Source organism: Burkholderia sp. Bp9143 (assembly GCF_003853645.1).
GTDB lineage: Bacteria > Pseudomonadota > Gammaproteobacteria > Burkholderiales > Burkholderiaceae > Burkholderia.
The window spans coordinates 80460-105452 of record NZ_QTPO01000013.1; the positions used below are offsets into that span (position 1 = coordinate 80460).

At 63.2% G+C, this 24993-nt stretch carries 17 protein-coding genes and 1 pseudogene; 7 read left to right on the forward strand and 11 right to left on the reverse strand.

Annotated elements, in window-relative coordinates; all coding sequences use genetic code 11:
• Positions 1–8: 8 nt before the first annotated feature.
• From DIE23_RS12355 to glgC, 3 genes are all read right to left on the reverse strand, one after another.
• Positions 9–347 carry an STAS domain-containing protein gene (locus tag DIE23_RS12355; RefSeq protein ID WP_185646434.1) on the reverse strand — a complete coding sequence of 113 codons (339 nt, stop codon included), beginning with the start codon at positions 345–347 and terminating at the stop codon, positions 9–11.
• 37 nt (positions 348–384) lie between these two features.
• Complete coding sequence (locus tag DIE23_RS12360; protein ID WP_185646435.1) at positions 385–1560, reverse strand: PP2C family protein-serine/threonine phosphatase; 1176 nt, start codon at positions 1558–1560, stop codon at positions 385–387.
• A gap of 224 nt (positions 1561–1784) precedes the next feature.
• Positions 1785–3065, reverse strand: a complete 1281-nt coding sequence (gene glgC, locus DIE23_RS12365; RefSeq protein WP_124612427.1) for a glucose-1-phosphate adenylyltransferase — start codon at positions 3063–3065, stop codon at positions 1785–1787.
• Between the two features lie 640 nt (positions 3066–3705).
• On the opposite strand from glgC, the gene DIE23_RS12370 reads away from it, so the two are divergent.
• Positions 3706–4590 carry a hypothetical protein gene (locus DIE23_RS12370; RefSeq protein ID WP_124612378.1) on the forward strand — a complete coding sequence of 295 codons (885 nt, stop codon included), beginning with the start codon at positions 3706–3708 and terminating at the stop codon, positions 4588–4590.
• Between the two features lie 31 nt (positions 4591–4621).
• Here the strand turns inward: DIE23_RS12370 and glgX are convergent, their stop codons facing one another.
• Positions 4622–6766, reverse strand: coding sequence for a glycogen debranching protein GlgX (glgX, locus tag DIE23_RS12375; RefSeq protein ID WP_124612379.1), 2145 nt, complete (start codon positions 6764–6766; stop codon positions 4622–4624).
• A 173-nt stretch (positions 6767–6939) separates the two neighbouring features.
• Here glgX and DIE23_RS12380 point away from each other — a divergent pair, with 173 nt between their 5' ends.
• Positions 6940–9384, forward strand: coding sequence for a glycogen/starch/alpha-glucan phosphorylase (locus DIE23_RS12380; RefSeq protein ID WP_124612380.1), 2445 nt, complete (start codon positions 6940–6942; stop codon positions 9382–9384).
• A gap of 58 nt (positions 9385–9442) precedes the next feature.
• Here DIE23_RS12380 and galU read toward each other — a convergent pair whose 3' ends face one another.
• Positions 9443–10330 carry a UTP--glucose-1-phosphate uridylyltransferase GalU gene (gene galU, locus DIE23_RS12385; RefSeq protein WP_124612381.1) on the reverse strand — a complete coding sequence of 296 codons (888 nt, stop codon included), beginning with the start codon at positions 10328–10330 and terminating at the stop codon, positions 9443–9445.
• 616 nt (positions 10331–10946) lie between these two features.
• On the opposite strand from galU, the gene DIE23_RS12390 reads away from it, so the two are divergent.
• Together DIE23_RS12390 and DIE23_RS12395 are read left to right on the forward strand one after the other, a co-directional pair.
• Complete coding sequence (locus DIE23_RS12390; protein ID WP_124612382.1) at positions 10947–12101, forward strand: acyltransferase; 1155 nt, start codon at positions 10947–10949, stop codon at positions 12099–12101.
• 209 nt (positions 12102–12310) lie between these two features.
• Positions 12311–12989: pseudogene (locus DIE23_RS12395) on the forward strand (ISNCY family transposase); the annotation flags it as partial.
• A 419-nt stretch (positions 12990–13408) separates the two neighbouring features.
• Here the strand turns inward: DIE23_RS12395 and DIE23_RS39500 are convergent.
• Entirely contained in the window at positions 13409–13576 is a 168-nt protein-coding gene (locus DIE23_RS39500; protein WP_185646436.1) for a hypothetical protein, read from the reverse strand.
• Between DIE23_RS39500 and DIE23_RS12400 the strand changes: the two genes are divergently transcribed.
• Positions 13575–14378: a Crp/Fnr family transcriptional regulator gene (locus tag DIE23_RS12400; RefSeq protein WP_124612383.1), complete on the forward strand. Its 804-nt coding sequence runs from the start codon at positions 13575–13577 to the stop codon at positions 14376–14378. The genes DIE23_RS39500 and DIE23_RS12400 overlap by 2 nt on opposite strands.
• Positions 14379–14532: 154 nt before the next feature.
• Here the strand turns inward: DIE23_RS12400 and DIE23_RS12405 are convergent, their stop codons facing one another.
• From DIE23_RS12405 to DIE23_RS12420, 4 genes are all read right to left on the reverse strand, one after another.
• Positions 14533–16077: a mannose-1-phosphate guanylyltransferase/mannose-6-phosphate isomerase gene (locus DIE23_RS12405; protein ID WP_124612384.1), complete on the reverse strand. Its 1545-nt coding sequence runs from the start codon at positions 16075–16077 to the stop codon at positions 14533–14535.
• Positions 16078–16309: 232 nt separating this feature from the next.
• Positions 16310–17689 (reverse strand): murein biosynthesis integral membrane protein MurJ, encoded by a 1380-nt coding sequence (gene murJ / locus DIE23_RS12410; protein WP_124612385.1) that lies wholly within the window; start codon positions 17687–17689, stop codon positions 16310–16312.
• A 109-nt stretch (positions 17690–17798) separates the two neighbouring features.
• Positions 17799–18995: a glycosyltransferase family 4 protein gene (locus DIE23_RS12415; RefSeq protein WP_124612386.1), complete on the reverse strand. Its 1197-nt coding sequence runs from the start codon at positions 18993–18995 to the stop codon at positions 17799–17801.
• Positions 18996–19059: 64 nt separating this feature from the next.
• Positions 19060–20142, reverse strand: a complete 1083-nt coding sequence (locus DIE23_RS12420) for a sugar transferase (RefSeq protein ID WP_124612387.1) — start codon at positions 20140–20142, stop codon at positions 19060–19062.
• A gap of 902 nt (positions 20143–21044) precedes the next feature.
• On the opposite strand from DIE23_RS12420, the gene DIE23_RS12425 reads away from it, so the two are divergent.
• Positions 21045–22289, forward strand: coding sequence for a glycosyltransferase (locus DIE23_RS12425; RefSeq protein ID WP_124612428.1), 1245 nt, complete (start codon positions 21045–21047; stop codon positions 22287–22289).
• A complete protein-coding gene (locus DIE23_RS12430; protein WP_124612388.1) occupies positions 22273–23706 on the forward strand; it encodes a hypothetical protein in 1434 nt (477 codons plus the stop codon). The genes DIE23_RS12425 and DIE23_RS12430 overlap by 17 nt, the downstream gene beginning before the upstream one ends.
• Here DIE23_RS12430 and DIE23_RS12435 read toward each other — a convergent pair.
• A complete protein-coding gene (locus DIE23_RS12435) occupies positions 23618–24946 on the reverse strand; it encodes an O-antigen ligase (RefSeq protein WP_124612389.1) in 1329 nt (442 codons plus the stop codon). The two genes, DIE23_RS12430 and DIE23_RS12435, sit on opposite strands and share 89 nt — an antisense overlap.
• Positions 24947–24993: the final 47 nt, after the last annotated feature.

Genomic DNA, 24993 nt, shown 5'->3' on the forward strand with positions numbered 1-24993 from the left:
CCGGCCGCTCAGGCTTGCAGGTGCGCACATGCCGCGGCGGTGTCGGGAACAACCGCGAACACGCGATCCATCCGCGTCAACTGCAGCATGCTCTTCACGCCGTCCGCGACGCCGCACAGCACGATGTCGCCCTTGCCTCCCAAGGCCTTGAAGCCCGACACCATCGCGCCGAGCCCGCTACTGTCGACAAACTTCACGCATTGCAGATCGAGGACGAGTTTCGCGACGCCCTGCCTCGCGAGCGACACGAGCTCATCGCGGATAAGCGGCGCCACCGACGCATCGAAACGTTGCGGTAGCACCTTGATCACCTTGATATCGCCTGAATTGCTCGTTTCGGTCAGCATGGTTTCCTCCAGTGTTCCGATCAAGGAAGTGAATCGATCAACGCGACAGACGTCCCAGCGCCAGCACCGACACGTCGTCATCGAACGTGCTCCGGTCCGCGCCGCGCCATGAATGCAGCTCCGACTTCAATGCATCCAGTGTCTGTCTCAACGGCATCCGGGCGCGCGCAGACAGGAACTCGCGCAGCCGCTCGTCGCCGAACAGTTCGCCGTCGGGCGCCGCACATTCGGTGACGCCATCCGAATAGAGAAAGAGACGCTCGGCGGGACGCAACGTGAACGACACGTCGTCGTACTCGCAGCCGGGGAGCAGGCCGACCGGGAATCCACCGCTTCCGAGCCGCGACGCGTCCCCGGCCGCCGTAACGAGCAGCGGGTACGAGTGGCCGGCCTGGGTGAGGCGACCCTCGCCCGTGCGCGTGTCGAGAATCCCGTACACCATCGTGAAATACGATGCATCGACCGCTTCTTCGAGGAACTGCCGGTTCATCTCCTCGACGACCGACGCGGGAGACTGCTCGCCAGCCGCGCCGAGCGTCTCGGCGCCGCGCGCGAGCAGGCGGTTCACGATCACCGACAGCATTGCGGCCTGCACGCCGTGCCCGGCCACGTCGATCGCGCAGAACATCACGTGTGTGTCGTCCATGGCCTTGACGTTCAGCATGTCGCCGGACAGGTACGCGGATGGCGCGAACAGCCATTCGCATTCGACGTCGTCGATCCGCAGCCGGGGTGCGGGCAGCATCGACGTCTGCACGGCCGCGGCGGCCTGCAGATCGCCGCGCATCTGGCGGTAAGCCGTGTCGAGATGGCGGTTGCGCTCGGCGAGCGCGGCTTCGAGATCGATCACGCGCTGCCCCGCACGCAAGCGCACGCGCAGTTCATTGATGTCGACCGGCTTGGTCAGGAAGTCGTCGGCGCCGGCATCCATCCCGTCGATCAGCGCTTCCGAGTCGTCGCGCGCGGTCAGCAGAATCATGTAGATGTACCTGCCGAGCGTTTCCTCGCGAATCGCTCGGCACAGGCCGGGACCGTCGAGTTCGGGCATTTCCCAGTCGCATACGACCATCGCGATTTCCTCGCGCACGCGTAGCAATTGCAGCGCTCGCCAGCCATCCTCGGCTTCAACGATCTCGAAGCCGAGTTTCCCGAGCGTCCTGCGCAACAATAGTCTGTAACTGGCGGAATCGTCGACGACGAGTATCGGTTGCATGGCCATGGTCGATATGAAGACAAAGCCCTCACTACGATCGCCGATGCGAAAAAATGCGCTCGCGCTTTCAGCGTTCGGTGTTTCGCAATTTAACCGAACCAGCGCAGGTATATCAAGTCCGGAAAGTAAAACTGGCAATAGTAATTTTGCCGATTTTTACCGTGCGTTTCCGCGAAAAATACCGGCGAATGTCAATCGGCGATACAAGAAAAATCGCAATTCAATCATGACTGAAGCCGTTCGAGCATCGCGCGCGTCACGAGCACCACGCCATTCGCGGTTCGTTCGAAGCGTTGCGCGTCGAGCGCCGGATCCTCCCCGATCACAAGCTTGTCGGGCAGCACGCAGCCCCGGTCGACGACGACCTTCCTCAGCCGGCAACCGCGCCCGACCTTCGTGTCGGGCAGCAGCACCGCTTCGTCGACGCGGCACGACGCGCTGACCCGCACGCCCGGAAACAGCAAGGAACGCCTGAGCGTCGACGCCGACACGACCGAGCCGTCCGACACGATCGTGTCGACAATATCGCCGAGCCGGCCCAGGACGATTTGCGGCGGCGGCCGACGCAGGCTGCGTGTCCAGATCGGCCAGCGCACGCTATCGATATCGAAGCCGGCCTCGCCCGAGGCCAGCTCGAGATTGGCGGCCCAGAATGCATCGACCGTGCCGACGTCACGCCAGTAGCTCTCGGCGGCCGGCGCCGCATCGATGCAGGACATCGAGAACGGATGCGCACGCGCCTGCCCGTCAGCGACGATGCGCGGTATCACGTCGTGGCCGAAATCGTGACTCGACGCGGGATTCGCGGCGTCCTCGGCCAGCAGCCGGCAAAGATAGTGCGCGTCGAACACGTAGATGCCCATGCTGACGAGCGACGACTCGGCGTCATCGGGCATGGGCGCCGGATTCGCGGGCTTCTCCGCGAACTCGATCACGTTGCGCCGCGCGTCGATCGCCATCACGCCGTAGCCGTTCGCGTCGCGCCGCGGCACCAGGACGCAGCCGATCGTGCAGGATGCGCGCCCGTCGACGTGATCACGCAGCATCACCGAATAGTCCATCTTGTACACGTGGTCGCCGGCGAGCACGAGCACGTAATCGGCTTGCGTCGCCTGGATCGCGCCCATGTTGCGATAGATGGCGTCGGCTGTCCCGCGATACGGCAGCTCGTCGCGCAGCCGCGCCGGCGACGGCATCACGTCCACTGTCTCGTTGCGATCGGCGCACAGGAAGCCCAGGCTGCCCTGCACGTGCCGAAGCAGCGAATGCGTGTTGTACTGGCTGACGACGCCGATCCGGCGAATACCGGAATTGACGCAGTTGGACAGCGTGAAATCGATGATGCGAAACCGGCCGCCGAAGAACATCGCCGGTTTCGCGCGTCGCTCGGTCAGTTGCTTGAGCCGGGTGCCACGCCCCCCCGCCAGCACGATCGCGAACGTGCGACCGGTTGGCGCGGCTATGCGCGCGCGTTCGGCCTGCCACCAGTCGGGCAACCCCGTCATGCGGTCGAATTCGGCAAGCATCGCTCGCTCCGCTGAAAATCCGGATTCCAGCCCCCGTTCGGGTGAGCATCCGTGTAATTCGTCACGCACGCTGCATCCCGGGATCGATGGAATGCGCGCGACGACCGGTTACGTGATTAGTCTTTTTCCGCCAAACCCGGCATTAGTCTTTATCCGCCAAATTCTACGTTAGTCTTTATCCGCCAAATCCAGCATTAGTCTTTATCCGTCAAACTCAACGTTAGTCTTTATCCGCCAAATTCAGCGTTAGTCTTTATCCGCCAAATCCACCCCATGAAACGCGGTGACATTCAGAGGCTTGCATGCGATGAATTTTAACGTCGGCTTTCGATGCACCAATCCGGTGCCGCATTCGAAATGCCGGAATTGCCGCGCCTGGTCAATTTAAGATGAAGTGATCACTTTTATCAAGGCTTCGACCTCGACATTGGCCGCCGAATTGCGTGTGCAATGACGCGCGGATAGACTGAACGCGACGCGCGCGAGCGACAGGACGGCGTCGCGTCAGCAACTGAAATGCACCCGGTGACCAGCCTTGTCGATAAAACCCACATTAGCCGCGCGCCTTTCATGTCGGCGGCGCGATCGCCATCTCCTCGCCTGCATCGCCGTCCCGTTGATGTGCGCGGGATCGTGGATCGATCGCGCGGCCGCGCAGACGGAGACGCGCAACGAAGTGCTCGACGGTCTCGCGAGTTCGTTCTCGACGCCATGGCATCAGCTCGTCGCGCCGAATGCGGCTGATGGCACGGGCAGTTGGCTATCCGGCCTGTCGATCAACGCAGGGATCACGCAAGCGCTGCAACCGAACCGGAAGAGCATGGTCGGCGCCGGCGCGCAAGGCGACCGGGCAAACGAATCGACGCTGCAACTCGGCATTCGCTACAACCCGATGTCGTACTGGTTCGCGACGTTCACCGCCTATCGCTACCTGCGGCCGGGCTTGCAGCAAAGCTGGGATCCGGACTTCACCTACTCGTTCGGATACGACGACTGGCACCCTTACACGCTCAGCCTCGTCTATGGCAACTACACCGGCAACCGCTTTTCGGCCGGCAACGGCGTCGCGCATAGCCGGATAGAGCAAGGCGGCATCACGCTCGCCTACAAGTTCCCGCTGCCCGACCTGCTGAAGCCGATCTTCCTGACCGGCTTCGGCGACGACCTGATGTGCTCGGCGTCGTTCACGCTCGTGCCGCGCTACACCGACGTGCAAAACGACGTGCGTGACAACAAGACGAACGTCGGTCTCGGCTGCCGCTATACGTTCCGGGAAAAGTGGTACGCAACCTTCACGGCTTACCATTACCTCCGCCCGTCGCAGCAGCAGCCGTGGGATCCCGATTTCGTATACGGCTTTGGCTATTACGACTGGCGCTCCGACACTATCTCGATCCAGTACAGCAACTATTCCGGCAATCGTTTCCCATGGCGTTCACGCACGGCCGGCACGGGCACGTTCCGCGCGGGCAGCGTGTCGATCGTCTGGTCGCACGGCTGGTGAATGGCGTGTGCGGCCGGCATGGCGCGACGGTTCAACGCCCGGACACCGGAATGGCCGCGCTGAGCAGCACAACCATGCTGCGTGCGCTCACATCGACGGCGTCGCCGTCATGCAGGCCCCGCTCCGGCACGTCCGGATGTGCGGAGTCGAGCATGATGTGCCAGCGCAACGCGGGTGCCGGCGGTACGAAACGCCTGTCGTCGGCGCCGCCGTTGATCAGCAGCAGCGCGACGTCCACGGTCGGACCGGCATGCGCGCCGTGCCGGCGATCGGGCCATGCGGGCGCCGCGCGCCGCACCGCGAGCACGCTTTGCCGCGGGTCTTCCCACGCGGCGTTCGACATCGGCCGGCCGTCGGCGTCGAACCAGTCGACGTCCCGCACGCCCGGCAGCCATTCGTTGCGCCCATGCGGGAAATGCGGCTGCTGAAACACCCGGTAGCCGCGCCTGAGCCGCGCGAGGCGCGCGCAGAAATCCAGCATCGCCGCGCCGCGCGGCGTGTCGCACTCGGCCCAGTCGAGCCACGCGAGCGCGTTGTCCTGGCAATACGCGTTGTTGTTGCCCGACTGGCTGTTGCCCCATTCGTCGCCGGACAGCAGCATCGGCGTGCCGTTCGACAGATACAGCGTCGCGAGCATCGCGCGCCGGACCCGTTCGCGCAGCGCCTCCACGGCAGGATCGCCGCTCGCCCCTTCGACGCCCCAGTTGGCGCTGCAATTGTTGTCTGCACCGTCGCGGTTGCCCTCGCCGTTCGCGTTGTTGTGCTTCTCCGTATAGCTCGTCAGATCGTGCAGCGTAAAGCCGTCGTGCGCGGCGACGAACTGGATCGACGCCCACGGGCGCCGTCCGTCACGGTCGAAGAAGTCGGCCGAGCCGCAGATGCGGCGCGCGAATTCGGGCCGTTCGCCCGCGTCGCCGCGCCAGAAGCGCCGCACGCTGTCGCGGAAGCGGTCGTTCCACTCGGCGAACAGTGGCGGATGATTGCCGAGCTGATAGCCGTTGGGGCCGAGATCCCATGGCTCCGTGATCAGCTTGAGCCGGTTTAGCACCGGGTCCTGCTGCAACGCGTCGAAAAATCCGGCGCCCCGCTCGAAGCGGCGGGCCTCGCGGCCGAGCGTCGTGCCCAGATCGAAGCGAAAGCCGTCGACATGAAAGGATTCGGCCCAGTAGCGCAGCGAATCCAGCACGAGTTGCATCACGCGCGGATGCGCGATGTTCAGTGTGTTGCCGCATCCCGTGTCGTCGATGTAGCGGCGCGCGTCGCCGTCGGTCATCATGTAGTAGCTCGCGTTGTCCAGCCCGCGAAACGACAACGACGGGCCGAGGCCATCGCCTTCGCCGGTGTGGTTGTACACGACGTCGAGCACGACTTCGATGCCTGCCCGATGCAGGCGCCGGACCGTGCGCCGGATCTCGTCCGGCCCTCCCGTGCCGAGATAGCGCGGCTCGGGCGCGAAGTAGGCGAGCGGACTGTAGCCCCAGTAATTGACGAGTCCGCGCTCGACGAGCGCGCGGTCCTGCACGAACGCCTGGACCGGCAGCAGTTCGATCGTCGTGACACCGAGCTTCAGCAGATGGTCGATCGACTGCGGCGCGGCAAGCGCGGCGAACGTGCCGCGTACCGCCGGATGCAGGTCGGACCTGAGCTGGCTGAAGCCGCGCAGGTGGGTTTCGTAGATCATCGTGCGGTGCCACGGCACGTCGGGGCGCTTGTCGTCGCCCCAGTTGAACGCGTCGTCGGTCACGACCGCCTTCGGCATCGCGGGCGCACTGTCGCGCCGGTCCAGCGCGTATTCGCCGCGCACCGCGCCGAGCCGGGGCGCATACAGCGCATCCGTCCAGTGCAGGCCGCCGTGCAGGCGCTTCGCGTACGGATCCAGCAGAAGCTTGTGCGGATTGAAGTAGTGCCCGTTGCGCGGCTCAAAAGGCCCGTGCGCGCGGAACCCGTACAGGAGGCCCGGATGCGCGTCAGGCAAGTAGCCGTGCCACACGTGATGCGTGCACTCGGGCAAGCGCATCCGCGCGATTTCCTTGCGCCCGGCCGGATCGAACAGGCACAGATCGATGTGTTGCGCGTGCGCCGAAAACACCGCGAAGTTCGTGCCGAGCCCATCCCAGGTCGCGCCGAGCGGATACGGTTTGCCGGCGGCCAGCGCGTGAAACGAGGCATTCTTCATGTCGCGTCGTCCTGTGGCGAAGCGGTGTGCCGCGATGGGTGCGATCGAATCCGATTCCCGGTGAACGCGGCTTGAATTCCTGTTTGACTAAGCCGCAATCAATTGCCTAATCTTGTACGGGCATTATGTCCGAATTCATTGGAAATTCCAGTTCGATTCCGGGAGACATGACCATGCGCGACAGCACGCGGCCCGCCGGCCGCTCCGACGCGGACGCACTGCGCGATGCGATCGTCGCCGAGCTTCGCTACAGTTTCGGCAAGGCGCCCGCGCAGGCGTCGCCGTCCGACCTGTTCCATGCACTCGCGGGCGCCGTGCAAAAGCGGCTGATCGATCGCTGGCTCGACACCGAGGCCCGCTATGTCGCGAACCGGAACAAGCGCGTGTATTACCTGTCGATGGAATTCCTGATGGGCCAGTCGCTGCGGAGCAACCTGATCGCGCTCGGCCTGGAAGACACCGCGCGCGCGGCGCTCGAAGCGCTCGACGTCGAGCTGCAGGTCGTCGTTCAGGCCGAGTACGACGCGGCACTCGGCAATGGCGGGCTCGGCAGGCTGGCCGCGTGCTTCGTCGAGTCGCTGGCGTCGCTTGGCCATGCCGGCTTCGGCCGCGGCATCAAGTACGAATACGGGCTGTTCCGCCAGCAGATCGACAATCTCGAACAGACCGAGCGCCCGGACCAGTGGCACGGCGAATCGTCGCCGTGGCTGGTCGAGCGCGCCGACGAAACCCGTTATATCCCGCTGTATGGCCGGATCGAGCACGAGCGCGACGCCGACGGCCAATACAATCCGATGTGGCTCGACTGGAAGATGATCGCCGGCGTGCCGCACGACATGCTCGTGCCCGGCTACGACGGCGACACCGTCAACGCGCTGCGCCTGTATGCGGCGCGCGCGTCGGACACGTTCGACATGCGCATCTTCAACAGCGGCGACTACGTGCGCGCGGTCGAGGACAAGATCGCGTCCGAAACAGTGTCGAAGGTGCTCTACCCGGCCGACGACAACTACGCGGGCAAGGAGCTGCGGCTCGTGCAGGAGTATTTCCTGGTCGCCTGCTCGCTGCGCGACATCATGGACACGTTCGCGAAAACGCGGCTGCCGATCGAGCGCCTGCCGGAACGCGTCGCGATCCAGATGAACGACACGCATCCGGCGCTGGCCGTCGCCGAGCTGATGCGGATGCTCGTCGACGAGCATCGCGTCGACTGGGAGACGAGCTGGGACATCACGCGCGCCGTGTGCGCGTATACGAATCACACGTTACTGCCGGAGGCGCTCGAAACCTGGCCGGTCGCGCTGGTCGAGCGGGTCTTGCCGCGCCATATGCAGATCATCTACGAGATCAACCGGCGCTTTCTCGACGAAGTCGATGCCCGATGGCCGGACGACGTCGGCCGGCTCCGGCACATGTCGCTGATCGACGAGCACGAGCCGCGCCGCGTGCGCATGGCACATCTCGCAATCGTCGGCAGCCATTCGGTCAACGGTGTCGCTGAACTGCATTCGAAGCTGGTCTGCTCGCAGCTTGTGCCGGATTTCCACGCGCTGTATCCGCAGCGCTTCAACAACAAGACGAACGGCGTGAGCGTACGCCGCTGGATCGTGCAGTCGAATCCGGAACTCGCGTCGCTGTTCTCGGAACTGCTCGGCAGCGACGGCTGGATCATGGAGCTCGACCGTCTGCGCGGCCTCGAACGCTATTTGGACGACGGCGCAGTGCATGCGCGGCTGAAGCAGATCAAGCGCCGCAACAAGCAATGGCTCGCCGCGCTGATTCAAGAACGACTGCGGATGAACGTGGACGCCGACGCGCTGTTCGATGTGCAGGTCAAGCGCATTCATGAATACAAGCGGCAATTGCTGAACATCGTGCACGTGATGCACTTGTACCTGCATCTGGTCGAGGATGGCGGCGACATCACGCCCCGGGTCGTCGTATTCGCGGGCAAGGCGGCGCCCGGTTACGCGATGGCGAAGCTGATCATCCATCTGATCGCCACGGTCGCCGATCACATCGATCGCGATCCGCGCGTGCGGGAGCGTCTGCGCGTCGCATTCGTTCCCGACTACAAGGTGTCGCTCGCGGAGCGCATCATTCCGGCCGCCGACCTATCCGAGCAGATTTCGACGGCGGGGATGGAGGCATCCGGGACGGGCAACATGAAGCTCGCGATGAACGGCGCGCTGACGATCGGCACGCTGGACGGCGCGAACATCGAGATCCGCGACGCAGTCGGCGAGGAGAACTTCTATGCTTTCGGGCTTACGGCCGCCGAAGTCGAAGCGGCGCGTACGAGCGGCTCCTATATTGCGCGCGCGCGCTACGAAGCCGACCCGTCAATCAAACGCGTGCTCGATGCGATGCTGGCCGGCCGTTTCGGCAATGGCGACGACCGGTTCCGGCCGATCTTCGACAGCCTCGTCGCGGGCGGCGACTACTACTTCCATCTGGCCGACTTCGATGCTTACGCGAAGACCCACGCGCGCGCCGCGGCCGATTTCGGCGAGACGTCCACGTGGATGCGGCGCGTCGTCGCGAATATTGCACGGCTCGGGCAGTTTTCCAGCGACCACACGATCCGAGAATATGCGCGCGACATCTGGGGGCTCTAGCCAGCGCAACGTGCAACGATGCGGCGGGTGTGAGTGCGACTCACGCCCGCCGCGACGGTCAATCGGGCGTCGCGCGCGAGGAGATGCGCTCGCGCAGATAGCCGGCGAACTCGGCGGCAACTTCCGGATGGCGCAGCGCATATTCGACGGTCGCCTTCAGATAGCCGAGCTTGCTGCCGCAATCGTAGCGCTTGCCGAGATACTTGTACGCGAGCACCTGTTCGTCGACGAGCAATTCCTGGATCGCGTCGCTCAACTGCAATTCGCCGCCCGCGCCAGGCTGCAGTGCGCGCAGGTGCTTGAAGATGCGCGGCTTCAGGATATAGCGGCCGACCACGCCGAGGTTCGACGGCGCATCTTCCGGCGCGGGCTTCTCGATGATGCCCGCGAGCTTGATGATCACATCCTCCCACGCCTTGCCGAGCACGATCCCGTACGAGCGAGTGTCCTGCGGCGCAATTTCCTCCACGCCGATGATCGAGCTTTGATAGTGGTCGAACATGCCGACCATCTGGCTCATCACGGGCGGCGAGCCGTCCAGCAGGTCGTCCGCGAGGATCACGGCGAACGGGTTGTCGCCGATCAGCTTTTCCGCGCACAGCACCGCGTGGCCGAGCCCGAGTGCTTCGGGCTGCCGCACGTAGAAGCAATCGACGTGACTCGGCTTGATGCCGCGCACGAGCTCGAGCAGCTTCGCCTTGCCGCGCGCTTCAAGCTCGGCCTCAATCTCATAGGATTTGTCGAAGTGATCCTCGATCGCTCGCTTGCTGCGACCCGTCACGAAGATCATTTCCGTGATGCCGGCGGCGATCGCCTCCTCGACCGCATACTGGATCAGCGGCTTGTCGACGACGGGAAGCATTTCCTTGGGGCTGGCTTTTGTCGCGGGCAAAAAGCGCGTGCCCAATCCGGCGACGGGAAAAACGGCTTTCGTGACCTTCAGCATGCTGCCCTCCAGCGTTATTCCGGTTCATGGACATTTCGTCGATATCGCAAGCAGTGGCGCGCGCAATTTCGGAGAAACTGCCGGAGATCCACGACGCATCATTCGGTCGACACCGGCGTGAATACCGAACTCAGTTTAAGACAAATTCACGAAAAACCAATTGAATGAAACAGCGATGGCTTCAAGGATGCGCATGGGCTACGGCTGCGCAGTGGCCAGCGCATCGTGGAGCGGAGATCCGGGTAGCGCGGGTTCTACACAGTTGCGCCCGGCGGACTTCGCGCGATACCGCACGTCGCCCGTCCGCTTAGCAGACGAGTGGAAGGGGCCGCGGGGAACTGGCAACGATGCTTGACTGAGCACCGGAATTTATCCATATTGAATATATTCGCCCCCTCGCCGTCGTCGGAGCAATCGCGCCCAAAATATCCGATCGGCCGCGCCACTCCGTGCAGTGCTTTCACTGAAATCAACCTGGATCGTTGCACATGCGACCGCGCCGGCTCATGCGTCCGGTTTGCACCGGACAATCAATCTTGCCTTTGTAATGAATTCATCATCGTTTTCATAGTCTCCTGCCATCAGGCAGTAGCCGCTAGCCTAAACGGAGGATCGAATGCTTCAGCAGATTCAGCAGATACCGACGCAAAGCAGTGTGTCTTCTGGTTCGGCACGGATGCACTGGCTCGATGCGTGCCGGGTGTTCGCCGCCCTTGGCGTGGTGATGATACACATCAGTGCGAGTCCTGACGGGCAATTGTTTCCGGATGCACCGACCTCTGCACGGGTTGGACCGGCAATCGTACGGATTACTGGCGAACTGTCCGGATCGGAATTGTTTTTTCTGTTTTCGATGTTCCTGATCGCATTCAAGATCGATCGTCGGCATGTTGCATACCTTGACTTGATCCGCGAGCAGGCGAAGCGGCTTCTGATCCCGTTTGTCGCATGGACCGTGTTTTATGCATTCTTCCGCTTGTTCAAAGCCGAGTCATTCGGCTACCAGGCCGCGATCATGGAGCAGATCGTGCAGTGGCAGTCGTGGATTGGCTACCTGCTACTCGGCTCCGCTCAATACCATTTGCACTACCTTCCGACGATGTTCTTCCTGGTTTTGCTATATCCCGCACTTCAAGCAGCGATCCGCTATCCGGTTGTCGGATTGTCGATCATTGGTACCCTGCAGGTGATGGACTACGTGCAGGGCTGGTTGTGGGGACATGTCACCGATCCTCTCTATCGTGATTACCTGGTTCGGATGGTCAAGATCATCTGCTACAGCGGCTATGGATTCGCGGGATTCGCCGTATTCGGCATCTGGAAACGCAAGCTTTCGTTTGATGAGAGCAAACTGGTGCTTTGGCTATCGTTGTTACTGCTCGCTGTCGCTTATATGGCGAAGCTGGTTTACGCCGCCGACGCGGTCGCGGCGGCACAGTGGCCGGTGCGAACCGGCGCCGGATTCTATGCTCATTTTCTGTCGCCGGTGCTGATGCTCACGGCATTCCTGGGATCCCAGCATCGACATTGGTCTCCTCTCTTCATGAGGATCGCCAAATATACTTTTGGCATCTATCTGATCCATCCGATATTTATCGACTGCTTCGATTTGCTCCAGCACTCCATGGGTTGGTCGACAACGCCGAGCGTCACGGTGATATTGAAGCTGATCACAGTTGCGCCGCTCGCGTTTGCAACGACGTACCTGCTGGCTAAGATCAGGCCAACTGCCTGGCTGGTTGGATTAGGGCCGGTTCCCTTCTTTCGCTAGCCGTGAACCGTCAAGAGGTTGTTTCTCGCCGTAGATCACTCATCGCTGTCAGCGCGTCAAACCGGACGACGCCCCTCAGCGAAAGGGACGCGGAATCCACGGTCCATCCGCGGGAATGGCCAATCACGGCGTCCTGCTTCGCCATTGGTAGTCAGGATGGAGGGGAGCAAGCGTACGGGCAATGACTGGGTCAGTCAGGAAGTCATTGAGCGTCGGAACGGCTGGCGTTGACGACACGACAGATCCGCCGGTTGGTCGCCCGGCTGCGTGAGCACGGGCCGGCGGGATTGGTGTCGGGACACCGAGCGAAGCCCGGCAACCGCCACCTGGATCCGGGAGCCGCCGATCGTGCGCTGTCGATCACCCGTGACCGCTACGCCGATTTCGGCCCGACGCTGGCCTGCGAGAAGCTCTGGGAATGCCACTGCATTCGGCTGGCCGAGGAGATGGTCAGGAAGCTGATGACAGACGCTGGCTTGTGGGTTCCGCGCCGACAGCGTCCGCCGAAAGTTTATCCGCCACGAGCGCGTCGCGCGTGCCTCGGTGAACTGATCCAGATCGACGGCAGCGATCATCGTCAGTTCGAGGAACGGGCGCCGGCCTGCACGTTGCTCGTGTACGTGGACGACGCGACGAGTCGGCTGATGATGCTGCCCTTCACTCAGACCGAATCGACGTTCAGCTACGTCGAGGCGACGCGGGCGTACATCGAACGCCATGGCAAGCCGGGGGCGTTCCACAGCGACAAGGCCAGCGTGTTTCGCAACGTGCCCTCTGACAAGAACGGCAATCGCGTGACGCCGTTCGGCCGGGCGATGTACGACCTGAACATCGACACGTTTCGTGCGAACAGCAGTTCGGCCAACGGGCGACGCACGCTGGAACGACGTGCGCGAGCAGCGATAGGCCGCGTTGTCCGGCGAGCGCGACCCCGAGACGGCGTCGCCCCGGCGCTCGCCCACCGCACATCGAATCTTGCGGTCCGCCATAGGGACAGCGCCGTGAACACTTCTGAAACAATTCGATCACGGCCGGACGTCGATTTGCTGCAGATCCAGCCGCCTGACGGGCCTTGCGCAGCGGACGTGCCCGGGTCTTCGCCAACATGAAAACCCAATCCAATCAATCACCTCGGTTGAACCATTGGGAAGACCGCCGCGCCGCTCGCCGGAAAGCGGCGTTCGAAATTGAAACACAACTCGATCGTCGATGGACGCATTTCCGCAAGCGCTCGCGCTGACGACTCGTTGCGCCATGTCAGCGCTTGCTTTCCGCTCGGCTGGCATGTTTCTAGCTTTAAATATCAACTACTTGCTCGATAAATCCAGCACCTGCATCTGGGCCGCGTAGCCTTGAATCGACACGCCGGTCTGCCCCTGCTCGCTGGTCATCCGGCAGATCAGGGCTAGCCGTGCAAACCGGATGTGGATGCAACAAGCTGCGTCACGTGCGGCTTCGGATGGAGAACTTGACATGTTGACGCTGCAATCGGATCTTCACGGCAACCACCTCCTCAGCGCACTGCCATACGATGAATGGCAAGCGCTTGCACCGCACCTCGAACTCGTTCGTTTGCGCGCGGAACAATTGCTATATGACTCGGGGCAGCGAATCCATCACGTCTACTTCCCGACCACAGCGGTCATCTCCATACTCTACATGATGGAAAACGGCGGCTCCGTCGAGGTTGCCGCAGTCGGCCGCGAGGGCATGACCGGCGTGCCCGTCCTGACCGGCGGAGAAGCGATGCCGAACCGCGTCCAGGTGCAGTACGCCGGCTTCGCGTATCGGATGAGCGCGCAGGCGCTCAGGCTCCATTTCGCGCGATCCGAATGCATGCAGCGCCTGATGCTGCTCTATATGCACGCACTGCTCACCGAGATCGCGCAGATGGCCGCGTGCAACCGGCACCATTCATTGAACAAGCAACTTTGCCGGTGGCTGCTGATCGAGGTCGACCGAGTCGATTCGTACGAACTCGCGGTCACCCAGCAACTGATCTCGGAAATGCTGGGCGTGCGGCGCGAGGGTGTCACCGAAGCGGCCGGAAAGCTGCATCGCGAAGGCCTCATCCTCCATAGCCGCGGCCATATCCGGGTGCTGGATCGCAACGGCCTCGAAGCGAGCGCCTGCGAATGCTATGGCCTCGTCAAGCGGGAGTTCGACCGCTTGTTGCCGCACCGGCACCGCCCGGCCCTGCCCGCGGCAGGTACGTTCGGGCGGCCGGAGGACGAAGCGATTTGCAGACTCAACCCGTTGCACAGCCCCTCTCTCTAACCCGCACGCGAAATGCGGCAGCGGCGCGCCGGGCCGCGAACGCGCGTCGTCGCGGCGTTGCCGTGCCGCGACGAACCGACGGCCCGGCAGGCGTGGCACCAGGCCAAGGCGGGCGACGCCGATGCAGCGGATGTCGCAAGCGCTTCATTCGGTATCACGCATGCGAGTCGCAGCGCCCATAGCTGTCGTCGAAACGAACGATGTCGTCTTCGCCCAGATACGTGCCCGATTGAACCTCGATGATCTCGAGCGGGACTTTACCCGGATTCTCGAGCCGGTGACGCACGCCGACCGGGATGAAGGCCGACTCGTTTTCGGTGAGCAGCAACTGGTCGTCACCGCGCGTGACGAGCGCGGTGCCACGCACGACGACCCAATGCTCCGCACGGTGGTGATGCATCTGCAACGACAGCCGCCCACCGGGCATTACGACAATATGCTTCACCTGAAAACGTTCGCCGCGATCGATCGAATCATAGAAGCCCCACGGGCGATGCACCTTGCGATGCGAATCGGCCTCGGGCGCCCGCTCCGCCTTGATGCGCGCCACGAGCCGCTTCACGTCCTGCACGTGCGACCGGTCGGCAACGAGCACCGCATCGGCCGTTTCCACCACGACGACATTGGCGGTACCCACGCATGCCACGAGGCGTCCGTTCGAATGAGCGTACGTGGAAGCCGCGCCTTCGAACACGACGCGTCCGCGCGCCACATTGCCGCAATCGTCCTTGTCGAGCGCGTCCCAGACGCCATCCCACGAACCGAGGTCCGACCAGCCGCCTTCGAGTGGTACGACAACCCCGTCGCACGGCGATTCGGGCATGCCGATGCGCTCCATGACCGCATAGTCGATCGAGTTCGCGTCGACGCGGGCGAACGCGCCCGGCTCGGGATTGAAGACGCGGCCGCTCGCCTCGCCTGCGACGAATGCAGCAAGGCACATCTCGTGCATGTCCGGCTGCAGGCGTTGCAACGTCGCGAGCCAGACCGACGCGCGCAACACGAAGATGCCGCTGTTCCACCAGTAGCCGCCCGCCGCGAGGTACTCAGCGGCGCGGTCCGCCGATGGCTTCTCGACGAACCGCTCGATCCGGTGCGCGCCGTCGCCAATCGCGGCACCGACGCGGATGTACCCGAAAGCAGTCTCGGCGCGGGTCGGCGGCACACCGAGCGTCGCGATCGCTCCCTCCTCCGCATGGCGCGCGGCCAGGGCAACTGCCCGCTTGAGCGCCGGCGTGTCCTTGATCAACTGGTCGGACGGCATGACGACCAGGATCGCGTCGTCGCCGGCGGCGCATGCGAGCGAGGCCGCCAGCGTCAATGCGGGCGCGGTATCCCGCCGCACGGGCTCGACGATGAACCGCGCGTCGATCCCGCCCGCGCGCAGTTGCTCGGCGATCAGGAATTGAAGGTCGGCGCTGCACACGACGACAGGCGACTCCGACACCTGCCAGCCGGCCGGGAGGTCGGTCATTCGCCTTGCGGTGGCTTGCAGCAACGAATCCGATCCGACGACGTCGATCAGTTGCTTGGGATAATGCTCACGCGAAATCGGCCACAGGCGTGTGCCCGAACCGCCGGCCAGGATGACCGGCAGAATCCGGGTAAGCGTCGGCGCCGTCGACTGGTCGACGACCGGACGGGACGCCGGCTGCCGGCCTTCGTCGAAGTCGCACTCCTCTTCTTGCAGTGATGACATGGTATTGCTCCGCTGTCGAGGAACGCGCGGCCGTCTCCCGCGGCTGAAGCGCATTCGGACGCGCGATGCCTTCCGGACGATCGCGCCCGCCCTTTCACCCGTTCACTCTAAGTCGCGTCGATTTCGCTGACCGTGCGTAACGACACACTGGACGTTCGATTCGCGACATGCCCGGTTCATCGTGTCGCCGCCACCTGCTCCGCGCCGCGGCCGAGCAGCGAATGGACTACGATCATGACTCTCGTTTCCCGCTCCCGGTCACCGCTCGAACGTGCCGATCCCAGCCCAGGATCAACAGATGGAACGCGAACGCACTCGCGGCGGATGCCGCCGATGCGAGCACGATACCGACGATGCCGAACCATCGGATCAACACGACATTGGCGAGCGCCTTGACGATGAAGCAGACGATGGCCATGCCGGCCAACGCCTTCAGGCGCCCTTCGCTCGCGAACAGCTGCAGCAGCACCAGTTGTGCGAAATAAAACGGCAACTTCACGAGACTCCAGCGCACCAGATGGGAGACGGTGGCGGTGTCCGCATCCGTGAACGCGCCGTGCTGAAAAATCAGCTTGATGACGGACGGCGCGAGCGGCCAGACGATCGCCGTCACCAGCACGCCAAGTCCCAGCATCAGGAACGACCACTTGAGCGCCATCTCGCGCGCCCTCGCCGGCTCGCCGCTGCTCTGGATATCCGAGAACACCGGCAATGTCGCGCGGCCGATGGCCATCGCGCCGACGCCCTCGAGCAGCGCAATCAGCCGGCCCGAATAGGAGAGCGTCGCGATCGCGCCATCGCCCAGGCCCGCGACGAAATACTGATCAAGGGGCACCGCAAGGCTCAAGACGAGCTGGCCCAGCATGAACATGCCGACCGTCCGATGGTTGCGCGACCATTGAGGCGAACGCAGCGAAAAAAAGAATCGGGTTTGCACACCGTCGGTGGCGCGCGCCAGCGTGCCGAGCCACGCCGCTTGCAGCAGGAAGCCGATCGTCGTGCCCCACATCAGCGGCGCGGGCGAATTCCCTTGATGCGAGACGACCAGGAAGAGCAGCACCACGACGGCAGGCAGGGCCTCCAGCAAGGTATTGATGTGGCGCTCGCGCGCCTGCAGGCGCGCCGCGAACACGCAGATCGTCATCATCAGGATGCCGATCGGGCTCATCGTCATCATCATCACGCGAGACATCTCGCGCGTCTCGCCGGACAGGTTGCGCTCGAACAGTCCGAGCACCCATGGCCACGCAACAAGCAACACCGCTGCGCAGGCGCCACCGAACACCAGCGCCATCATCTGCAATTCGCCCAGAAAGCGGGCCTGCTCGTCCACGGGCTGCGTGCGTAATCCGACCAGCGTGGGCACCAGCATGATCTGCAGCCCGACGACGAATGCCGCCGGCAGAAATGTAATCAGGCTGAACGTGAACTGGTAGGCATCGACGACCGGGCTGATGCCGTAGTGGTAGGCGATCGCCATTTCCCGCAGCGCGGCCGCGACTTTGCCGAGCAAGACAAACGTCGAAACCCAGATCGCGCCGCGCGCGATCCGCAGATGGTCGGGGTGAAGCCGAAACAGGCGGCTTCGCCACGCTGCAATCTGTGCAATCAATTCGCGCTCCCTCGAATGCCCCGTGTGGCGAACATCACGCGCGGCCCGTACCCGGCGAAAGGCGCGCCGCGAACGCGCGGTTCGTGCCCCGCCGCCGTCCAGCGCGCCCTCATCGCCCTACCGCGACGGATCGCCCGCGCGCCTCGCATATGGCGTCGTCGACCACCCGCAGAAACTCGGCTCTGAAGCGCTCCGCGGTAAAGCGAACCGCATTGCCGCGACACACCTCCGGACGCATCGGCTCATGCGCTTCGAAGCGCGTGATCGCATCGACGATCGCCGGCACGCTCTGCTGCATGAAAAACACGCCCGTGCCGTAGTTCGGATCGTGCGACTCGATGACCGTTTCGAGCGCCCCGCCCCGGCCGTACGCGATGACCGGCGCGCCGCAGGCCTGCGCCTCCACGATCGTGATGCCGAAATCCTCTTCCGCGGCGAACACGAACGCGCGCGCCCGCCGCATCAGGTCGATCAACACGTGTGTCGGCTGATACCCGAGCAAGGTGACGTTCGGCCCCGCCAGCGCCTTCGCCCGCTTGAAGTCGGGCCCGTCGCCGACGACGATCAGACGTCGATTGGGGAGGCTCGCGAACGCCTCGACGATCAGCGGGATACGCTTGTACGGCACCATCCGCGAGGCGATCAGATAGAAATCCTCACGATGTGTGCCGATGTCGAAGTGCTCGACGTCTACCGGCGGATAGACGACGGTCGAGCCGACTCCATAGATCTTGCGAATCCGGCGGCCGATAAAGTCCGAGTTCGCGACGAACGCATCGACGCCATGCGCCGTGCGATGATCCCAGATCCGCATGTAATGCAGCACGCCGCGTGCGAGCCAGCTCTTCGGTCCCTTCGTCACGCCGGCCTGGATCAGGTACTGGTGCTGAAGATCCCACGCGTAGCGGATAGGCGAATGCACATAGCTGACATGGACCTGGTCGGGCCCGGTAATGACCCCCTTCGCAACCGCGTGGCTCGACGAAATCACGAGGTCGTACGCGGAGAGATCGAACTGTTCGACGGCCAGGGGCATGAGCGGCAAGTACGTGCGAAAAGCCGTTCTCGCACGAGGCAGATGCTGGATGAACGAGGTCTTCGCATGCTTGCCGCCCAGCGCGGCGCGATGCTCTTCGGGGAAGAAGTCGACGATGCTGAACAAGTCCGCGTCAGGCCAGATCCGGATGATCTGCTCCAGCACGCGTTCCGAGCCGGCATACGTCGTCAGCCAGTCGTGCACGATCGCCACCCGGCCGAAGCGCCTCGAATCGCTGACGGCCGTATCGCTTTGCATCACATGGGCCATGTCGACATCTCTTCAGTATGTGCGTGAGGTAATCGATCCCGGCGACAGGATCGCTTCCGGGCGATCAGTACGCGCCGTGGCCCTTGACGACCACCTTGATCGTCCTGAACAGGATCACCACGTCCCGCAGGAGCGACCAGTTCCTCACATAGGCCACATCCAGCGATACGCGCGTCGCATAGTCGGTATTGCTGCGGCCGCTGACCTGCCAAAGCCCCGTCATGCCGGGCCTGACCTGCAGGTAGTACTTGACGTCGGCGCCGTAGCGCGCGAGCTCTTCATCGACGATCGGCCGTGGCCCCACCAGACTCATCTCTCCGCGCATCACGTTCCAGAGTTGCGGCAGTTCGTCCAGGCTCGTGCGGCGCAGAAAGCGGCCGACACGAGTCACGCGGACATCGTTCTTGAGCTTGAATCCACTCTCCCACTCGGCGCGAGCCTGAGGATCCGTGTCGAGAAGCTGCTTGAGCATCTGGTCCGCGTTCACGACCATCGAGCGGAACTTCATGCATCGAAATTTGCGGCCATGCTGCCCGACGCGAACGTGTCCGTAGAACGCCGGCCCGCCGTCGCACCATATGACGACCGCAAGCGTGATCAGCAGCGGCGACAGCACGACGATCAGCAAGGTGCCGCCGACCACGTCGAAACAGCGCTTCACGATCTGCCACCCCGGCACGGACGGGCGCGCTTCGCCGGCCGATGCCGGGGCGGCGCCGCCGATTCCGTAACCATGTGCCGTCTGCCAATGCCCGAGCCATGCCGGCCGCGCGACAGAGAATGCAACGAGGGTGACCGTATGTGAAACGAGAAGCCAAATCCCGCTCACCAGGGTCCAGTAGATGAACCACGGCAACAACGGAGGCTCGCTGCGATGAATCATGAACAGCAATGCAAGGCCGCACATCTGCACGACGAACCACGCGAGCGTCGTGCGGCTGATCGCGCTCGCGAGCGACTTCGTGCATCGCGCCGAGTAGGTTCCGCAAGCGGGGAATACCGACAGTGCAAGCGCGGCGACGAATGCGACCAACAATGGATCCAGTCGGTGTGGACTGCCCATGTCGGCCATATCGACATGCGACGTTCCGACCGCGCCCAACACGATCAACGTGACGTCGATCGCTTTGTGGAAATATCCAGGCATTTCAGCCTCCCCAGCATTGCAGCCACCGCGACGGTCGTGACGCGAAACCGCTAACGTCGCCGGTCCTTCCGCTTATGACGACAGCACCGACCGAGGACCGGAAATGGCCGCTGGCCCCGTCCCTTCGATACTCGGCGTCTGTCGCACGCCACCCCGATTCAACCGACACTGCTGGACGCGCGATCGCGGATCGCGTGCCTCTTTGCACGACCGACATGGCGCACCGAACCCGACGATCACGTCGCGTCCTCGCGGATTGCCGAATCGATATTGAACGGGCGGTCATGCTGGGGGATGCATGCACTGCGTGGCACCCGACTGTCTGAAGCCCATGACCAATCGTACTGAAGGGAGCAGGCGGGCTCTGTTATGAATCCCACAAAGAAATACCGCAATTCCGCAAAGCGTCTCCGGACGGCTTGTTTTAATTGATTGAAATGTTCAGACCGAATCGGGCGGGCGAAATTCGTTTGCGTAGATTTCTCATACGATCATAGATTAACGCGATTATCGCGTCATTCGTTCGACAGTATCCGCGGCCGCGCCGGGATGAGCGATCGCGCCGTTATCCCACGCAACGTTTCCCTCTTGAAACGACAGATCCCCGCCACGCCCTGATTCCACGGGCCGACGATTCACTCCTGTAACGTTTTTCATCGAATTCGGCATTTACAAATGCCGCCTCTCCGCGCTCACCCTTGACACACCTCGTTTCTTTCACTGCTGGCATACCGCATGCTGAGATTTTCATCGAGAAAATCCAGGGCGTATTCGTGAATCAATAGCGGCACCACTCGCAATCGATCCGTTCCGGATCGAAGCCATTCCATGCATCCATCGCCATTCGCCCGAAACCATCGCGTCCTGATCCGATGGCGGAACGGTACGCTCCGAGGCCTCTTATGCAAAGCAATCGCGTGCTGATCGTGAACGACTACGATGCGTTCGGCGGGGCCGAGCAGGTCTATCGATTGTCGGTGGAGACGTTGCGGGAGATGCCCGCTGTCGTGGTCGAGAAATTCGACAAGGGCGATGTCGCGGAGGTCGGCCTGGCCGCCAATCCGGTATGGAACGTTCGTGCCGCGCTGGCGCTGGACAAGACGATTCAGCGGTTCATGCCGGATCGCATCTGGCTCCACAACTATCACGGCTACATGTCTTCGTCGATTCTCGGCGTAATCAGGCGAAACAGGCAGCGGTTCGGCTACAGGACCTATCTGACCTGCCACGACTATCACCTCGTGTTTCATAACCCACTGATGCTCTATTACCCACGGGGGCGCGTGGTGCCGGTCGCGCTCGATGATATCGGCACGCTGCGTCCGCTGATGACACGCTCCAGCCCGCGCGGCTTCGTCTACGACACGCTCAGGAAAATGCACTGGCTGGCCATGGACCGGCTTACCGATCCGCGCAGCGCCTTCGATCTGTTCCTGTGCCCGAGCATGTTCATGCGGGAAGCGTTGCGCCGGCGCGGCATCACGAACAGCGTGTTCTTCCCCAACCCCGTTGCCATTCCGGAATGTCATCCACGGCGCGCTGGCCGACGGGATTCAGGCCTGCAGCTCGCGTTCATCGGGCGAATTTCGGCGGAAAAGGGCATTGGCCAGTTCCTCGAGCTACTGGCGGCCACGCAATTTCACGGCGTGCGGCGGATCACGCTTTTCGGCGACGGCCCCGACAGACGCCGGCTGGAAAGCCGGTACGCTTCGCTGATCGACGCAGGACGTGTCTCGTTCGCGGGCAGTCTGCCGCATGCCGAGCTGTTTCCGCGTGCGCGCGCGCTCGACGCGCTGGTGCTCCCGTCGATCTGCGGCGAGAACGCACCGCTGGTGATCGTCGAAGCGGCCGCGCTCGGCATGCCGATCCTGGTTCATGATCTCGGCAGCATGGCGACCTTCGGTGACGAAATCGGCAACAAGATCAAATATTCGGCGAACCCGGCCAGCCTCATGGCAGCACTGGATGCGCTCGCCGATCATCTCGCGAACGCGCAGCTGTCGTACGACGTCGGCTTGTACATGAAATCGCGTTACGCGAGCGAGGTGATGCGTCACTTGTCGCTCGGCGAGTCGAACACCGAGCTGCCGCCCGAAGCGCGCGATCCGGTCGCGAACGGAGCGCCCGCCCATGTGCCGTCCCATTGAAATGACGCGCGCGGCGCGCGGCGCGTGCGTTGCGTTTGCGCTGGCGGTACTGGGAAACACCGTGCCGGCAGGGAGCGGCGCCGAAACGAATCCTGCGCCGCGCACGTCGCCGGCGCGACACCGAATCACGGAGCTGATCGGCGCCAATGGATGGCCGAGCTCGGACGAAGATATTCCGTACTGGCAACGCATGGGCCTTGGCTGGGGACGCGATTCCGTCGGCCCGGGTCAGCCCGGCCCGCACGACGGCCGGATCGATATCGACCGGACGGGCCCAAGCTACGGCCTGGAATTGCCGCCGATCATATTGCGCAACAACCGCAACGGCATCAAGTCCCTGCTCTTCGTCGGCTATACCCCGGCATGGAATGCGTCCGTGCCCGGAGACGGGTTTTCCGCGCCGAAAGATGTCGCTGTGTGGGAACGGTATGTCGAGGCCGTCGTGAAGAAGTATTCGGCACCGCCGTACAACGTCAAGTACTTCCAGATCTGGAACGAGGCGGCCGGCCCGCTTTCGGGCGGATCGCCTCAAGCCTCGTTCTGGCATGGACCGGGCAACAACCGCAATCCGGCGCTGGCCCGCCCGTACGCCGACGCGATGCGCGACTATGTCGAGCGGATTCACATACCGGCAGCCCGAATCATCCGCAAGTATCACGCGTACGTCGTCTACGGCGGCTGGCCCGACCAGGGCGGCCTCGACAACTACATGCGCTGGCTCGAATACACCAGCCCCACCGCGCACGCCCGAATGCTCGATTGGGTCGACTATCTCGACGTACATTATCTCGGCATCGACAGCCTCGACCGGCTTTACCAGCGCTACGTCGCCACCGGCAAGGTGCGCGGCTTGTGGCAGACCGAGATGGGCGATACCTACATCAACAATCCGAATTACCTGCCCACGTACTTCTTCGATCTTGCCGCCTGGGCGCTCGATCGGAATTGGGACGACCCCGACAAGTACGTGTCGATGATCTATCACTGGGATGGCAGCGAGTCGTACCGGCTGACGCATCGCGGGTCGACGCGCGTCTACAACCTGTCCGGGCGCTCGCTGATCACGCTCAGGTCCGTCTTGTCGGGCCCGCTCGCTCCGTTTCATCACCGGATCGAATTCAGCCCCGAACTGTCGGGCAACGCGCTGATCTCCGGCGAAAGCATCGTGTTCCAGGTCGGCGGTACGCCAGGGCGCAGATGGCTTGCGGTCGACGACCTGCCGGCACCGGCATCGGGCCGGTTTCGCATCGAATACGTCGATGCCATCCTGGGCACGCCGATTCCGGAACCGCGTCTCGTCTCGTCCTGGGCCGGCGGTCACCTTTCGATCAGCTTCTACGTACCGGAGCCGCGACCGGGCGCCGACGACAAACCGCGCCCGTATCTTGGCTATCTCGTCGTGACGCCGCTGCCGTAAGCGCCACGCCGCCCTTCGCGGGACGTGCCACTCTTGCCACCCCGCCCACGCGCCGCACGCGCCAGGACAGCAGCAACGACACGACCAGCGCAAGAATCAGGACATTCGACGGCGTGGTCAGGCGGTGCTCTGTCGCGCCCATCGCGAGCAGGCACACCGATGACAACTCGACGAACGTGAACGCGCCGACACTGCTGCGGCGGGCAGGCAGCGTCGATCCGGCGCCTTCCGCTGCCCATTTGACGAGGTACCAGTAGAACGCCAGCATCAGCGCGAGACCGACCACGCCCAGCTCCGCGGCGACATGCAGGTAGGAATTGTGCGCATGCGCATCGGTATGGAACACGATGACGTCCCGCGGCTGGCCGATCACGCCGAAATAATTCACGACGTCATGCACATCGTCGTCGAACGACCCGAAACCCATCCCGATGATCGGGCTTGCTTCGAAATACGCCAATGCCCGCGGCCAGAGCCATCCGAAGCGCGCGTCCACATTGGCCGTTTTTGCATCCCCATCGCGCACCGTGTACTCGTGGGCCATGTAGTTGACTGCCGGACGCGTGTTGTTCCAGGCCATGCCGAAGGAGAACGCCACCACCCCGGCCATCAGCACCGCCACCAACCAGCGCTTGCGGCCCAGCAACAGGTACGCGATTGCGGTCGCCACCCCCAGCATCGATCCACGGCTGTAGGTGGAAAACACGAACATCGCGTTGAGGACCAGCAACCCGAGCACGAGCCTGTCGCGGCGCTTCACGTAACAGGACAAGCCGAGACAGAACAGCATCGCGAGGAAACCGCCGGCGGCGTTACGGGCAATGAAGTAGCTGCCGAACGAGTCGTTGGCGTCCGAAAATATCGCCAACAGGCCGTTTTGCGCGACATAGACGGCATAGGCCGGCAGGTTCGCGAGAACGGCAAACACGAAGAAGCGTCTCAGCGCCTTGTCGAGATCCAGCTCATGCGAATACAGGCAACCGGCAAGAATCGGCGCATAAGACACGAAGAAGTTGCCGTCGTGGCGGTAGAAGTCGTACGACAGCAACGCTTGCCGGTCGTAAAGCAGCGTCGACCCCAACGCCAACAGCCCGATGACGGACAGGCAGGTCACGAACGGCGGATAGCGCCGGTCGAACACGCGCCACGCGCAGAGGCAAATCGGCGCGAAGCCGATCGCACTGACCGGGATGAAGTTCGTTATGCTGAAAAGCAGCGCGATGAGCGTGATGTAGACCACGGAAAGCAGCTCGAATGGTGTTGGATACCGTTCTCGCCAGCGCCCTG

Excerpts from the sequence above, each read along its gene's own strand:
- DIE23_RS12425 (WP_124612428.1), top strand. The coding sequence starts at position 21,045 with ATGCAAAGCAATCGCGTGCTGATCGTGAACGACTACGATGCGTTCGGC.
- DIE23_RS39500 (WP_185646436.1), bottom strand. The coding sequence starts at position 13,576 with ATGTCAAGTTCTCCATCCGAAGCCGCACGTGACGCAGCTTGTTGCATC.
- DIE23_RS12405 (WP_124612384.1), bottom strand. The coding sequence starts at position 16,077 with ATGTCATCACTGCAAGAAGAGGAGTGCGACTTCGACGAAGGCCGGCAG.
- DIE23_RS12415 (WP_124612386.1), bottom strand. The coding sequence starts at position 18,995 with ATGGCCCATGTGATGCAAAGCGATACGGCCGTCAGCGATTCGAGGCGC.
- DIE23_RS12420 (WP_124612387.1), bottom strand. The coding sequence starts at position 20,142 with ATGCCTGGATATTTCCACAAAGCGATCGACGTCACGTTGATCGTGTTG.
- DIE23_RS12400 (WP_124612383.1), top strand. The coding sequence starts at position 13,575 with ATGTTGACGCTGCAATCGGATCTTCACGGCAACCACCTCCTCAGCGCA.
- DIE23_RS12370 (WP_124612378.1), top strand. The coding sequence starts at position 3,706 with ATGTGCGCGGGATCGTGGATCGATCGCGCGGCCGCGCAGACGGAGACG.
- DIE23_RS12355 (WP_185646434.1), bottom strand. The coding sequence starts at position 347 with ATGCTGACCGAAACGAGCAATTCAGGCGATATCAAGGTGATCAAGGTG.
- galU (WP_124612381.1), bottom strand. The coding sequence starts at position 10,330 with ATGCTGAAGGTCACGAAAGCCGTTTTTCCCGTCGCCGGATTGGGCACG.
- glgC (WP_124612427.1), bottom strand. The coding sequence starts at position 3,065 with ATGACGGGGTTGCCCGACTGGTGGCAGGCCGAACGCGCGCGCATAGCC.
- DIE23_RS12380 (WP_124612380.1), top strand. The coding sequence starts at position 6,940 with ATGCGCGACAGCACGCGGCCCGCCGGCCGCTCCGACGCGGACGCACTG.
- glgX (WP_124612379.1), bottom strand. The coding sequence starts at position 6,766 with ATGAAGAATGCCTCGTTTCACGCGCTGGCCGCCGGCAAACCGTATCCG.
- DIE23_RS12430 (WP_124612388.1), top strand. The coding sequence starts at position 22,273 with ATGTGCCGTCCCATTGAAATGACGCGCGCGGCGCGCGGCGCGTGCGTT.
- DIE23_RS12360 (WP_185646435.1), bottom strand. The coding sequence starts at position 1,560 with ATGCAACCGATACTCGTCGTCGACGATTCCGCCAGTTACAGACTATTG.
- DIE23_RS12390 (WP_124612382.1), top strand. The coding sequence starts at position 10,947 with ATGCTTCAGCAGATTCAGCAGATACCGACGCAAAGCAGTGTGTCTTCT.